At 68.2% G+C, this 13,729-nt stretch carries 14 protein-coding genes and 1 pseudogene; all 15 read right to left on the bottom strand.

The window, feature by feature from the left end; translation table 11 throughout:
* Nucleotides 1-435: 435 nt before the first annotated feature.
* Nucleotides 436-1,143 (bottom strand): urea ABC transporter ATP-binding subunit UrtE, encoded by a 708-nt coding sequence (urtE, locus tag KTN05_RS11850; protein WP_217329613.1) that lies wholly within the window; start codon nucleotides 1,141-1,143, stop codon nucleotides 436-438.
* 1 nt (nucleotide 1,144) lies between these two features.
* A complete protein-coding gene (urtD, locus tag KTN05_RS11845) occupies nucleotides 1,145-1,885 on the bottom strand; it encodes an urea ABC transporter ATP-binding protein UrtD (protein ID WP_217329612.1) in 741 nt (246 codons plus the stop codon).
* The gene (gene urtC / locus KTN05_RS11840) at nucleotides 1,882-3,105 is read right to left on the bottom strand and encodes an urea ABC transporter permease subunit UrtC (RefSeq protein ID WP_217329611.1); all 1,224 of its coding nucleotides are present in this window, start codon (nucleotides 3,103-3,105) and stop codon (nucleotides 1,882-1,884) included. The genes urtD and urtC overlap by 4 nt, the downstream gene beginning before the upstream one ends.
* A gap of 4 nt (nucleotides 3,106-3,109) precedes the next feature.
* A complete protein-coding gene (gene urtB, locus KTN05_RS11835; RefSeq protein WP_217329610.1) occupies nucleotides 3,110-5,017 on the bottom strand; it encodes an urea ABC transporter permease subunit UrtB in 1,908 nt (635 codons plus the stop codon).
* Nucleotides 5,018-5,066: 49 nt separating this feature from the next.
* Complete coding sequence (urtA, locus tag KTN05_RS11830) at nucleotides 5,067-6,344, bottom strand: urea ABC transporter substrate-binding protein (RefSeq protein ID WP_217329609.1); 1,278 nt, start codon at nucleotides 6,342-6,344, stop codon at nucleotides 5,067-5,069.
* 286 nt (nucleotides 6,345-6,630) lie between these two features.
* A complete protein-coding gene (gene ureG / locus KTN05_RS11825) occupies nucleotides 6,631-7,248 on the bottom strand; it encodes an urease accessory protein UreG (RefSeq protein ID WP_217329608.1) in 618 nt (205 codons plus the stop codon).
* On the bottom strand, nucleotides 7,245-7,904 hold the full coding sequence (locus KTN05_RS11820; protein ID WP_217329607.1) for an urease accessory UreF family protein: 660 nt from the start codon (nucleotides 7,902-7,904) through the stop codon (nucleotides 7,245-7,247). The genes ureG and KTN05_RS11820 overlap by 4 nt, the downstream gene beginning before the upstream one ends.
* Nucleotides 7,876-8,340: an urease accessory protein UreE gene (locus tag KTN05_RS11815; RefSeq protein ID WP_217329606.1), complete on the bottom strand. Its 465-nt coding sequence runs from the start codon at nucleotides 8,338-8,340 to the stop codon at nucleotides 7,876-7,878. The genes KTN05_RS11820 and KTN05_RS11815 overlap by 29 nt, the downstream gene beginning before the upstream one ends.
* 8 nt (nucleotides 8,341-8,348) lie before the next feature.
* Complete coding sequence (ureC, locus tag KTN05_RS11810; RefSeq protein ID WP_217329605.1) at nucleotides 8,349-10,052, bottom strand: urease subunit alpha; 1,704 nt, start codon at nucleotides 10,050-10,052, stop codon at nucleotides 8,349-8,351.
* Complete coding sequence (locus KTN05_RS11805) at nucleotides 10,042-10,356, bottom strand: urease subunit beta (RefSeq protein WP_217329604.1); 315 nt, start codon at nucleotides 10,354-10,356, stop codon at nucleotides 10,042-10,044. Before KTN05_RS11805 ends, ureC begins: the two co-directional genes overlap by 11 nt.
* Nucleotide 10,357: 1 nt before the next feature.
* Nucleotides 10,358-10,915 (bottom strand): HupE/UreJ family protein, encoded by a 558-nt coding sequence (locus tag KTN05_RS11800; protein WP_217329603.1) that lies wholly within the window; start codon nucleotides 10,913-10,915, stop codon nucleotides 10,358-10,360.
* Between the two features lie 10 nt (nucleotides 10,916-10,925).
* Entirely contained in the window at nucleotides 10,926-11,228 is a 303-nt protein-coding gene (locus KTN05_RS11795) for an urease subunit gamma (protein ID WP_217329602.1), read from the bottom strand.
* 9 nt (nucleotides 11,229-11,237) lie between these two features.
* Nucleotides 11,238-12,041, bottom strand: a complete 804-nt coding sequence (locus KTN05_RS11790; protein ID WP_217329601.1) for an urease accessory protein UreD — start codon at nucleotides 12,039-12,041, stop codon at nucleotides 11,238-11,240.
* 289 nt (nucleotides 12,042-12,330) lie between these two features.
* Nucleotides 12,331-13,244 (bottom strand): annotated as a pseudogene (locus KTN05_RS11785) (MYG1 family protein).
* Nucleotides 13,245-13,375: 131 nt separating this feature from the next.
* Nucleotides 13,376-13,687 carry an ETC complex I subunit gene (locus tag KTN05_RS11780; protein WP_217329600.1) on the bottom strand — a complete coding sequence of 104 codons (312 nt, stop codon included), beginning with the start codon at nucleotides 13,685-13,687 and terminating at the stop codon, nucleotides 13,376-13,378.
* Nucleotides 13,688-13,729: the final 42 nt, after the last annotated feature.

The following is a 13,729-nucleotide window of genomic DNA, read 5'->3' as shown; positions in this document are numbered from 1 at the left end:
TGGTGATCCTGATCTCCATCCTCATGCACGGGCTGACCGTCACGCCCGTCATGCGCCTGCTCGATCGGACCCACGGCCGCGATCCCGATGCAGATGCCATTCCTCCGCCGGGTTTGCAGGGCCCAGGCGCCGGGTGATCCCAGCCGGATCGCAAGAGACGCCATGGGATCCCACCCCGGATCGCAACACGCCTGCTGCAGGCGCCCACCGGGCCTGTCTCAGTTCGTGAAGGCGTTGATCAGTTCGATGACGGCTAGGACCTTCCGGGTGTCGCGGTCTACCCGGTAGGCCCGGCCACCATCACGATAATGGCATTGCCGGCATTCTGGCGCGATATTCCTCCGAGGACATGAAGCCCTGCATCCTTGACAGCATCATCCTCGACGGGGAAATACAGGCCGTCTGCATGATGGAAACCCCGGCTGGGCGGCCGCTTCAAACTGTTGCCAACCCCGCCAGCCTCCGGTGCAGGTCGTCACGCTGCACACGGGCGCGCTGGCCGCGAAGGACGACTTGTCCCCGCTCCATCAGAGCGAAGCGGTCGCCGAGATCCCAGGCAAAGTCGAAGTATTGCTCCACCAGCACGATCGCTATCCCGCCTGTATCCCGCAGCGATGCGATGACGCGGCCGATTTGGCCGATGATGTTGGGCTGGATGCCCTCGGTCGGCTCGTCCATCAGCAGAACGCGCGGGCGGATCACCAGGGCGCGGGCGATAGCGAGTTGCTGCTGTTGCCCGCCCGACAGATCGCCGCCGCGCCGGTGCGCCATTTCCGCCAGGACCGGGAAGCTGTCGTAGATGCCATCGGGGATGCGCCGCGAACCTCGCGGCAGGCAGCCGAGGCCGGTTTCCAGGTTCTCGCGCACGGTCAGCATGGGGAAGATCGCGCGGCCTTGGGGGACGTAGCCGACCCCGCGCCGCGCCATCTCCTGCGCCGAAACGCGGCCCAGGCGTTCGCCCATCAACCGCAGTTCGCCCCCGGACCGTGGATGCCGTCCGGCCAGAACGCTCATCAGCGAGGTCTTGCCCGCGCCGTTGTTGCCCATGACGCAGGCGACCTCGCCCGGCGCGGCGCTGACCGACACGCCGTGCAGGATCTGCGAGCCGCCATAATGCAGGGTGATGTTCTCTGCCTCGATCATCTCAGCGCCCCAGATACACGTCGATCACGTCGGGATTGGCGGAGACGTGGTCCAGCGAACCTTCGGCCAGCACCGCCCCCTGATGCAGCACCGTCACCTTGCAGTTCAGCCGCCGCACGAAGTCCATGTCGTGTTCCACCACCACCACCGCCCGCGTTTCGGCCAGCCGCCGCAGCAGGGTCGTGGTCTGCCCGCGCTCGGCCAGCGTCATCCCGGCGGCAGGTTCGTCCACCAGCAGCAGGCGCGGTTCCTGCGCGAGCAGCATCCCGATTTCCAGCCATTGCTTCTGGCCGTGGCTCAACTCGCCCGCCTTGTGCGTCAGGCGATCCGCAAGGCTGACCTCTCCGGCAAGTTCCGCCACCCGCGTCTCGCTTGCCCGCGAGGGCTTCCAGCACAGCACGGCGAAGGGACCGCGCGGGGCCTTCAGCGCCATCGTCAGGTTTTCGGCCACGGTCTGGTCCTCGAACACGGTCGGCCGCTGGAACTTGCGGCCGATGCCGGCGCGGGCGATCTGCGCCTCGTTGAGCTTCAGCAGCGAGACCGAACGCTCGCCCCACAGCACCCGTCCCTTGTCGGGGCGGGTCTTGCCAGTGACGATGTCCATGAAGGTCGTCTTGCCCGCGCCGTTCGGCCCGATCACGGCGCGCAACTCCTTCGCGCCGATGTTGAAGGACAAGTCGTTGATCGCCCGGAACCCGTCGAAGGACTTGGAGACGCCGGAGACTTCCAGAAGCGCGGTCATGCCTCGGCCTCCTTCTCACGCAATGCGCTGATGTCAGGGCCGAGGTCGGCGCCCCTGCGGCGGGGCGGGCGCAGGTCGGCGATCACGTCGATGATGGACGACAGCCCGCGCGGCGCGAACAGCGTGACGGCGACGAAGCCGAAGCCCAGCAGCACCTGCCACCAGTTCACCCATTCGATGCGATAGAAGCCGAGGTCCAGCGCGGGCGCGCGGCCGCCGGTGAACCAGCTCGACAGCAGCGACACGACCACCGCGCCGATCACCGCGCCGTAAAGGCGCCCGCGCCCGCCGATGGCAACCCAGACGGCCAGGTAGATCGAGGCGATCGGCGCCAGTTCCGCCGGGTTGATGATCCCGGCCTGCGGGTAATACAGCGCCCCCGCCGCCGCGCAGATCGTGGCGCTGATGGTGAAGACGGTCAGTTTGTAGCCCTCGACCGAGTAGCCGAGGAACGGCACCCGCGTCTGGTCGTCCCGGATCGCGCGGATGACGCTGCCGAACTTGCCGGCGGTCAGCCAGGCGGCCAGCAGGTAGCCCCCCGCCAGCAGCAGGGCCGAAGCCCACAGGAACCAGATCGAGATCATCGACTGCGGAACATCGGTCAGGCCGGGCATGTTCTGCAAGCCCGACAGGCCGTTGTTGCCTCGGAAGCCGTTGTCGTTCTGGAACAGCCAGAGCGAAAGCGCGAGCGTCATCGCCTGCGTGAGGATGGACAGGTAAACTCCGTTCACGCGCGAGCGGAACGCCAGCCAGCCGAACAGGAAGGCCAGCAGCCCCGGCACCGCCAGCACCAGCAGAAGCTGCATCGGCAGGCTGCCCGCGAAAGCCCATGTCAGCGGCAGGTCGGCGGAGCCGACGACACCGAATATCTGACCGGTGATGCCCTGCCGCAGTTCCTCAGTCGTGGGCGGGATGGGCGAGTTCGCAAGCGTGGCCGCGACGATCTCGCCCGTGCGGGCATACATCAGCCACATCCCGATCATGTAGCCACCGAGGGCAAAGAAGGCCATGTGACCCAAGGACAGTATGCCGGCGTAACCCCATACGAGGTCCATCGCCACCGCAGCCAGCGCGAGGCACAGCGTCTTGCCCAGCGTCTTGATGGTGGATGTGGGGACCACGCCCGAGCCGTAGGCCTCGGACATCAGCGTCATGGCCAGGGTGAAGACCGCCAGCAGGGCCAAGAAGACCAGGGCGGACGGATGTTTGCGGATCCGCATGGGCTCAGGCCTCCGCCGCGCGGCCGCGGGTCGGCATGATGCCGCGGGGCCGGAACTGGATGAAGATGATGATGAGCAGGATCATGAAGGTCTGCGCCGCCAGCGTGTTGCCGGGGTTCATCACCTCGATGCCCTTCTGCAGGAAGCCGATCAGGGCGGCGCCCGCGAGCGTGCCCCAGATGTTGCCGACCCCGCCCACGACGACCGTCATGAAGCTTTGCACGATATAGTCGCTGCCCAGTTCCGACGTGACCTTGGCGAAAAGCCCGATGGCCACGCCCGCAATCCCGGCGATGCCCGAGCCAAGGCCGAAGGTCATCATGGCGATGCGGTCGGGGTTGATCCCCATCGACGCGGCCATGCCGGGGTTCTGGGTGACGGCGCGAACCTCGAGCCCCAGCCGGGTGCGGTTCATGATCCACAGGAACAGGACGAGGAACAGCAGAGCGAGGACGAAGATCGCCACGCGGATGGTCGAGATGGAGACGATCTCTCCGAACCCGACCGACCCCTCCAGCCAGGCGGGCGCGGTCAGGGGCCGGGCCTGCGTCCCGAAGATGTTCTTGGCGATCTGCTGCAGCGCGATGGACACGCCGAAGGTCGCCAGCAGCGTCTCCAGCGGGCGGTTCACCAGATGACGGATCACCAGCCGATACAGGACCACCCCCGCAAGGAAGGTCACGGCGAAGGCCGCGGGCAGCGCCACGATCAGCGACAGCGTGCGCCCGGCGATCAGGGTCTGGACGACATAGCCGGTATAGGCGCCCATCATGATGAACTCGCCATGCGCCATGTTGATGACGCCCATGACGCCCATGACGCCGAAGGTGATGGCCAGCCCGATGGCCGCAAGGAAGTAGATTGAGGCGAGCGACAGCGCGTCCAGCGTCAGGTCGGCGGCCTGCTGGGCGCCCCGCCGCACCACCATCGCGTTGAGCGCGCTGCGGGCGGCGTTTGTGACTTCGGCGTTCGGCTCGACGTAGATGTCGGCGAAATGGTGCGAGGTCAGCGCCGCTTCAGCCTCGGCCGCGGTCGCGGCAGGCAGAACCAGCCCGGTTTCGGCCAGCGCGTCATGGGCGGCATCCCGGCGAGCCGGGTCCGAGAGGTCGGCCACGGGAACGCCGCCCACGGTGCCGTTCACGACATGGGCGGCCAACGCGGCTTTCTGATCCGCAGCGGACAGCCGCGCGGGGGCAAACCCCGCCTCGACCAGCAGTCGATAGGCGTCCGCTTCCGCGATCTCATCGCCGGGGGTGAGTTCGGCCGCGACATTGGCACCGTCAGGGATGGTCACCGCGGCAATGCGCGTGGTCGCCAGCAGCGGGTTCAGGACCGCCTGCAGGTCCGCCCCGGTATCGCCGGAAAAGCCGTCGATGGCGGCGACGCGAGCCAGCGGATCGGGGTCGAACCGGATGGTCAGCAGCCGCTCCAGCCGTGCCTTGCGGGCGGCGATCGCGGGGTCGGGATCGGCACCAATCTCGCGCAAGGCATCCAGATGCGAGGCGTCGGGCCCCCGCGCGATGGCGTCCAGCGCGGCGGCGCGGCGGGCGGTCGCCGGATCTGAAAGCTGGAACTGCACCAGCGCGGTGCCGATCAGCCCGCGCACGCCCGAGTTGGGCTTCAGCACCCGCGCCTCGTCCGCGACGGGCGCGCCGGTTACGGCGTCTGTGGCGCGGTCGCTCTCCACGATCACGAAACGGTCGCCCGCAAGGCCCAGCCGCCGGTCGGCCCAGGCCTCCAGCACCGGCCCCGCCTGCGGACCCGCGCCCGCCAACGCTTCTATCACCGGGGCGATGGTCTGGCGCGAGGGCCTCTCGATCTGGTCGCGATGCGTTTGCAGGACCGATGCGAGATCCTGGGCAAACGCTGGCGGGGCCAGCAGCAACAGCAGAGTCAGCAGGAAATGGTGCATGATCCCCTCGGCCCGGAAGAAGGGGCGGCAGCGTGCCGCCCCTGACACGTCAATAGTTCGACTGCTTCTGCACGCAGCTGTTTGTCTGCGTGTTCCACATCCCGCAGTCGCGGCCCGGCCAGTCGGCTTCCAGCACGGCGGACTCGGCCAGATGGTCGGTCCAGGCGTCGCCCGGCACCTGGTCGGTCTCGCTCACGATGTCGAACTGGCCGTCCTCGCGAATTTCCCCGATCAGCACCGGCTTGGTCAGGTGGTGGTTCGGAAGAACCTTGGCCGTGCCACCCGTCAGGTTCGGCACCTCCAGCCCGTCGATCGCCGCCAGCACCGCATCCGTATCGGTGGATCCCGCCTTCTCGACCGCCTGGACCCACAGGTTGAAGCCCAGCACCGTCGCCTCCATCGGGTCGTTGGTCACGCGGTCCTCGCCCATGCGGGCCTTCCACTCGGCGACAAAGGCGTCGTTGGCATCGCTCTCGGCAGTCTGGAAATAGTTCCACGCGGCCAGGTGCCCGACGAGGTTCGCGGTATCGAGGCCTGAAAGTTCTTCCTCGCCCACCGAGAAAGCCATCACCGGGATGTCGTCGGCCGAGATCCCGGCCGCCGCCAGTTCCTTGTAGAAACCCACGTTCGCGTCGCCGTTGATGGTCGAGACGACACCGACCTTCTTGCCGTCATTTCCCAGCGCCGCCACGTCGGCCACGATCTTGGACCAGTCGGAATGGCCGAAGGGGGTGTAGTTGACGAAGATGTCCGCCTGCGCGACGCCCTGATCCGCCAGATAGGCTTCGAGGATCGTGTTGGTGGTGCGCGGATAAACGTAGTCGGTCCCCAGCAGCGCCCATTTCTCGACGCCCAGTTCGTTCATCATGTAGTCCACCGCCGGAATCGCCTGCTGGTTCGGCGCGGCGCCGGTGTAGATGACGTTCTTGCTGGACTCCTCGCCCTCGTATTGCACCGGATAGAACAGCAGCCCGTTCAGTTCCTCGATGACCGGCAGCATCGACTTTCGGCTGACACTGGTCCAGCCGCCGAAGATCGCGTCAACTCCCTGCACCGAGATCAGCTCGCGCGCCTTCTCGGCGAACAGCGGCCAGTCCGAGGCGGGATCAACCACGACGGCTTCCAGCTGATGGCCCAGCACGCCGCCCTTGGCGTTCTGTTGGTCCACCAGCATCAGCAGCGTGTCCTTAAGGGTGGTTTCCGAAATCGCCATCGTCCCCGACAGCGAATGCAGCACGCCGATTTTGATGGGGTCGTCCTGGGCCCATGCCGTGCCCGCCAGCGCGAGCGTCAGCGCCGTGCTGCAAAGGATCGTCCTTGCCGTCATCTTCCGTTTCCCCGTTCGGGCCGCAGTCGCCTGCCCGCTTCCCCGCAGGGAGGAGCGGTGCCAGGCTTTCGCGGCAACATCGTTATCGTTGCACCCGTGCGGCGGTCCTTGTTGTCCAGACGGCGGCCGCCGCACACTTTCGGCTGTTGCAGCCGTTCGCATTTGCAGCAAACCAGTGGGCGGGAAGTGCGGCAACGCGCCAGCGGCTGCTCTTTCCCGGGCAGTCCGCGTCTGGCGAAACTTGCGCCATCTGCACAGGCCGGTGCCTACGATCTGGGCGCGGGGGTTACGCCCGCAGCGTCAGCCCACCCTCGTGGATGATGAAATCGACGACCGCATCGACGCCGCGCCCGTGACGCAGCGCGGCCATGACGACCGGGCGGGTGCCCCGCGCCGCGCGGGCGTCGGATTCCAGCAGCACCGGGTCCACGCCGACGTGGGGCGCAAGGTCGATCTTGTTCACCACCAGCAGGTCCGACCGCGCCAGCCCCGGCCCCTTCTTGCGCGGAATGTCCTGCCCGGCCGCGGCGTCGATGACATAGATCGTCAGGTCCGCCAGTTCCGGCGAGAAGGTCGCGGCAAGGTTGTCACCCCCGGACTCGATCAGGACCAGGTCGAGGTCGGGGAATGCCGCATTCAGATCCGCGATGGCGGCCAGGTTGATGCTGGCGTCCTCGCGGATGGCGGTATGCGGGCAGCCGCCGGTTTCCACGCCCCGGATGCGCTCGGACGGCAGGACCTGCGCGCGCATCAGCGCCTCGGCATCCTCGCGGGTATAGATGTCGTTGGTGACGACCGCCATGGACAGGCGCGGGGCGAGTGCCGCTGCCAGTTTCTCGGTCAGCGTGGTCTTTCCGGCGCCGACGGGGCCGCCGATGCCGACGCGAAGGGGGCCGTTGCTCATGTCCTGAATATCCTCGTCTGCATGGTTTCGTGTCGTGCCTGCGCGATGTCGGCACCGATGGCGCAGCCGCCGAGATCGGATTCGCTGGCAGTTGCCGCCCGCGCGGCCAGGCGCAGGATCAGGGGGGCAAGACCCGTCAGCGCCCGCTGCCCCTCGGTCTGCCCCAGCGGCAGGAACCGCACCGCCGCCTGGATCAGGTTCAGCGCCTGCCCGTGAAGATACAGGCTGGTGACTTCGGCCGCAGGCTGGCCAAGCGGCGAGCACGCGCGCCCCACCGCGACCGGCAGCGCCGCCGGGGCGGGGTCCGTCCCGGTCAGCGCAGCCGCCACGCGCGCGAAAGCCGCGCCCTGTTCCAGCGTCTCGGTCAACCGCTCGGCCGTCAGGCACAGGGCGCGGGCCAGTTCGTCCAAGCCGCCATGATCCGCCCCCGAACGCAGCGCGAGCGACAGCAGCACGGCGTCGGACCAGCCGCTGCCATGTTCCAGCACATCGGCCAGCCATTCCGCCAGCGAGCCCGCGTCATGGACCGCGCCGCTGTCCATCGCCCATTCCAGCCCCTGCGCATAGGCGAAGCCCCCGGTCGGGAAGGCCGGGGACAGAAGCTGAACCAGCAGCAGGCCGCCCGCGTCAGTGGCTGTGCCCAAAGGTCCGCCCATGTCCGTAAGCCCCGCCCAGCGGCCGGAAGGGCGCAAGGCTGCGGGTCACCTTCGCGCCAAGCTGCGCCAGCATAGCCTCCAGCACCGGATCGGCGCGGATCACCAGATGATCGCCCGCGATCTCGCAGGGGCAATGGCGGTTGCCGATGTGCCAGGCGAGCATGGGCAGGTCACCCTTGATGCGCAGGACGGGCTCGCGCGCCTCGACCACCTCGACGGCGCGGCCATCCGCCAGCGCGAAGGCGGCGCCGGGCGCAAGGCTGACGGTCTGCGGCAGGTCCACCATGAAACCGGCGCCCTCGGCCGTGGCCAGCCGCTTGCGCCGCAGGCACCGCGCCTCATAGTCCAGCACGACACGCCCCGCGACGGGTCGCCCGTGGCCGGGTTCCAGAATTGCCTCGGCAGTCCCGAGGTCAGGGGGTGCGGGCAAGTCCATCAGTCACCTCAGAACAGGAAATAACGCTGGGCAAGCGGCAACTCGGTCGCGGGCTCGCAGGTCAGAAGCTGGCCATCCGCGCGCACCTCGTAGGTTTCGGGGTCGACCTCGATCACTGGCGTCGCGTCGTTCAGCCGCATGTCGGCCTTGCCGATGCCGCGCGTGCCCGCGACCGCGACCGCCTGCTTGCCAAGGCCATCGCAGCAGCCGTCCTCCAGGCCCGCGCGGCTCACGAAGCTGACCGAGGTCGCGTGCCGCGCGCGGCCAAGCGCCCCGAACATGGGCCGCGAATACATGGGCTGCGGCGTGGGGATGGAGGCGTTCGGATCGCCCATCTGCGCCATCGCGATCTGCCCGCCGACCAGCACCATCTCGGGCTTGGCACCGAAGAAGGCGGGGTGCCACAGCACCAGGTCGGCGCGCTTGCCGGGCTCAACGCTGCCGACATGGGCCGAGATGCCATGCGCCACGGCGGGGTTGATGGTGTATTTGGCGACGTAGCGGCGGGCGCGCAGGTTGTCGTTCTCGCCCGCCTCGCCCTCCAGCCTGCCGCGCTGGACGCGCATCTTGTGGGCGGTCTGCCAGGTGCGGGTGATGACTTCGCCCACGCGGCCCATCGCCTGGCTGTCGGACGAGATGATGCTAAAGGCGCCGAGGTCGTGCAGGATGTCCTCGGCCGCGATCGTCTCGCGGCGGATGCGGGATTCGGCGAAGGCCACGTCTTCGGGGATGGACCGATCGAGGTGGTGGCACACCATCAGCATGTCGAGATGTTCCTCGATGGTGTTGGCCGTGTAGGGCCGGGTCGGATTGGTGGAAGAGGGGATGACGTTCGCGGACCCCACCACGCGGATGATGTCGGGGGCGTGGCCGCCGCCCGCGCCCTCTGTGTGATAGGCGTGGATCGTGCGGCCGCGGATGGCGGCCAAGGTGTTCTCGACGAAACCGGACTCGTTCAGCGTGTCGGTGTGGATCATCACCTGCACGTCCATCGCGTCGGCCACCGTCAGGCAGCAGTCGATGGCGGCGGGGGTGGTGCCCCAGTCCTCGTGCAGTTTCAGGCAGCAGGCTCCGGCGCGGATCTGTTCCACCAGCGCCTCGGGACGCGAGGCGTTGCCCTTGCCGGCCAGCCCGATGTTCACGGGCAGGCTGTCGGCGACCTCCAGCATCCGGCGGATGTGCCACGGACCCGGCGTGCAGGTGGTGGCCAGCGTGCCATGCGCCGGGCCGGTGCCGCCGCCGATCATGGTGGTCACGCCGGAATGCAGCGCGTCGTCGACCTGCTGCGGGCAGATGAAGTGGATGTGGCAGTCGATCCCCCCCGCCGTCAGGATGCGGCCCTCGCCCGCGATGATCTCGGTCCCCGGCCCGATGACGATGGTGACGCCGGGCTGGGTGTCGGGGTTGCCCGCCTTGCCGATGGCGGCGATGCGGCCATCGCGCAGACCCACGTCGGCCTTGGTGATGCCGGTCCAGTCGAGGATCAGCGCGTTGGTGATGACGGTGTCCATCGCGCCCTGTGCGCGGGTCAACTGCGACTGGCCCATGCCGTCGCGGATGACCTTGCCGCCGCCGAACTTCACCTCTTCGCCATAGGTGGTCAGGTCGCGCTCGACCTCGATCAGCAGCGCGGTGTCGCCGAGGCGCACCCGGTCGCCGGTGGTGGGGCCGAACATGTCGGCATAGGCCGCACGGGAAATCTCAACCGGCATCGAGCGCCCCCATGACCTGGCCGTTGAAGCCCCAGACCTCGCGGGCGCCGCCGAAGGGCACCAGCCGCACCTCGCGCCGCTGGCCCGGCTCGAAGCGGACGGCGGTGCCGGCAGGGATGTCGAGGCGCATTCCGCGCGCCGCTTCACGGTCGAGAGCGAGGCCGGCGTTCACCTCGGCGAAGTGGTAGTGGCTGCCGACCTGCACGGGGCGGTCGCCGGTGTTGGCCACCATCAGCGTGATCGCGGGGCGGCCATCGTTCAGGGTGATCGAGCCGTTGGCGGGGATGATCTCTCCGGGGATCATCTCAGCCTCCGACGACCAGTGCGAGGCCCCCGAGCGCCGTCATCCCGCCCGCCGTCCTCAGCACGGGCCGCGCGGCGGCACGTCCGGCAAGGATGCCCGCGCCATGCAGCAGCGCCGTCGCCACGGCAAAGCCAAAGGCGTAAGTCAGCAGTCCCTGCGCCGGTCCCTCGGCCCCATGCGCCCAGCCATGGGCATAGCCGAAGACCACCGCCATCGCGGCCATCGCGCCCAGCGGCAGACGGACCGCCATCGCCACCAGCGCCCCCAGAACGATCACCGAGGCGAGGATGACCGGCTCGACCGCCCCGAAGGGCATCCCGGCCCATCCCGCCGCGCCGCCTGCCAGCATCGCCGCGACGAACGTGACCGGCAGCAGCCACAATGCCCGACCGCCTGCCTGCGCCGCCAGCAGGCCAAGCGCCACCATCGCCAGCACATGATCGGCCCCGCCCAGTGGATGGGCGAAGCCGCCGCTGAAGCTGTCATGATCGTGGCCCGGATGGGCGAGCGCCACGCCGGGCAGCGTGAGGGCGAGCGCAAGGGTAGAGACCCGCTTCATCGAAAATCTCCTATCGGATGGGATGGTGGACGGTGACGAGCTTGGTCCCGTCGGGAAATGTCGCCTCGACCTGGACGGTGTCGATCATCGCGGGGATGCCCTCCATGCACTCTTCGATGCAGACGACATGGGCACCGGCCTCCATCAGGTTTGCGACGCTGCGACCCTCGCGGGCGCCCTCGACGACGAAGTCGGTGATCAGCGCCACCGCCTCGGGGTGGTTCAGCTTGACGCCGCGGGCCAGCCGCCCTCGCGCCACCATCGCGGCGAGTGACACCAGCAGCTTGTCGCGTTCACGGGGAGTCAGGTTCATCGGATGCCCTCACATCTGCCAGCAGCGCGGAACGCCGCCGGGGTCCAGGCGCGAGATCAGCCTCACCATCTGCCGTCGCAGCGGCCAGGCATCAGTGGCAAGGCAGCGCAGCACCAGCCGGCCGTTGAGGGCTGATGCCGCGCCTTGCACGCCGGGTTCGTCAAGCTCCGCGCGCAAAGGCTCCAGTGCGAGGTCGGTGCCTGGCCCGGCGATGATCAGCGTCGAGAAGGCCCTCGCCCCGCCCAGCAGGGCCGCGCCGCCTGCGCGGGCCAATGCCGCGTCGTCCAGCCGCAACGGGTCGACCAGCAGCAGCTTGCCGCCGCGCCGCACCGTTCGCGTGTCCTCCAGCGCAAGCCGCGCCACGGTTTCGCCCATTGCCGCCCGGCCCAGAACGACGGTCTCGATGCCAAGGAAGCGCGCTTCATCCGCCATCTCCACCCGCGTCTGCCGACGCAGCGCAGAGCCGTCGAACAGGATCGTTTCCTGCGGCAACCAGGCGAGATCGGCCCCGCGCCCCAGTTGAAGCGTCACGGTGGCGCGCGCGCAGCCCCCTTCGGCGCGATAGGCCCGCTCGGCGGTCTGCGTCGTCGCCCGCGCGCTCATCCCCGCGCCGAGGCAAAGCGAATAGTCCAGCCGGTCCCCGGCCGTCAGCCCGCCGGAGGTATTCAGGAAAACGATCTCGGGCACGTCCGCGTAGGTGCGCGGCAGCATAACCTTGCCCGAGCCTGACTGCCGCAACTCGGTCAGCCCGCCGCCATCGAGCGAGATATGCGCCTCGCCATGGCTGCGCTGAAGGGGGATGCCGTCGAACATGCCTCCTTGCTGACGGGTGGACGGGGAAACTGCAGCCCATGCCGGCCGATGCAACGGCAGAAATCAAGCCAAACAGCGCGGGGTGGTCAATTTGTGTGCATGCAGACCGAAACAATGGCCTTGGGAGAACAGCCCACGCTTGCCATCAGGATACTGAACGCGCTCTCCAGTTTGGAGGAGCGTCTGCTTTCCGGGACGTGCTGCAGTTGCCATGCTGCGCTGCAATCAGACTGCTTCCCGCCCCCCTCGGCCGCTAACCGAAGCGCCAGCTACAGCATGCCGAGCTCTCTCACGCCGGAGCGTTCGGTATCCTCTCGTGCTGAACTGCCAGAGCGGCAAGCTGGAGGGCAGACTCACGATCCGCAGCCACGGCGATGAAGCGTCCATTGTGGCAGAACCGCGCGCCGGGCATGCTCGAGGCCGCCTCGAAGGCCGCGTCGGTCAGCACCGCCCACGCCTCCGGAAGATCAGCGCGAAGGGCAACGCCCTCGGCGTCGCGGCGGATGCCGGTGAGGGCCCAGCCCGTCTCTCGGGGGTGGATCACGCACAACAGGTGATCGGCGCCTGCTTCTCGATGGCGGCACGGAAGGCATGCCCATCGGCAGTTCCATTATCGAGCTGTCTCCGGCGGCGGCGATCGCCTCCATGACGACGGCTTCGGCGCGCAGCTTGGCCGCCTTGCGGGCGACCGCCGCCTCGACGAAGGCACGCGCGATGGTCAGCGCGTGGCCGAAGCCCCGGTCATGGGCTTCCGGGTCGCGGTCATCGAAGACAGGCTTGAGGCTTTCCAGTAGCAGCGGCAGGCTCAGGTCCGCGAGGGGCCCGGCAGGCGACAGCGCGCCGTTGTCCACCAGGTCGACCGGCAGGACGAAATCCGTGGATCGCCTCCAGATCACGCTCGGGCACGTCGAAGTCCCCCAGGTAGTCCCTGCCGAAATGGCGCCAGATCAGGCCGAACGAGCTGTATGGCTGGCCGTCGTCGCGCAGCGGCGGGTTTTTCTGGTGGTGATCGAAGATGAGCCGGGCCGGATCATGATCACCTCCGACGTCATCGATCACCCGGTCCGGCGCGGGAGTGGTCCAAGCCTTCTCGCGCGACCGCACAATCCTCGCCTGCGGATACAGCCGCGTCAGGACGACCGACGAGAGAAGCTCGTCGGCGTGGAAACCACCGGAATGGGTAACGCGATGGGTGATGGTCATGGCCTGTCCCCGAAAAGCAGATGACCGCCCGAAGGCGGTCATAGAAGAATCAACAGCTTACAAAACCTTTGCCCCGAACTGGACAAACATACCCCCAGCCGGCAGCAACTTTGCCCCGAACAACACAAAGCTCAATGCGTCCACGGACCCTTGCGGTCGGTGGCGAAGTTTTCGCCGTAGCCGCGCGGGCGCACGTTGGGGGCGCGGCGGGTGGGTTCCTTCACGGTGTAGTCGAGGCCGTTCTCCTGCGCGTAGGCCTCGGCCTCCTCGCGGGTGGCGAAGAACATGCGGACCTGGCTCTGCGTGTCGTGGCTGCTCGTCCAACCCATCAGCGGATCGATGTGGCGCTTGTCGGCGGGGGGGAACTCCACCACCCAGTCCTTTGTCCGGGCGGTTCCCGACTGCATCACGTTGCGGGAAGGCTGATAGATACGGACGCGCATGGCATGATCCCGAAACTGGCCCGTCGCGGGCGCGAGGCTCTC

The organism is Paracoccus sp. Z118, assembly GCF_019061185.1.
Lineage (GTDB): Bacteria > Pseudomonadota > Alphaproteobacteria > Rhodobacterales > Rhodobacteraceae > Paracoccus.
This window is presented reverse-complemented; position numbering and strand designations above follow the sequence as displayed.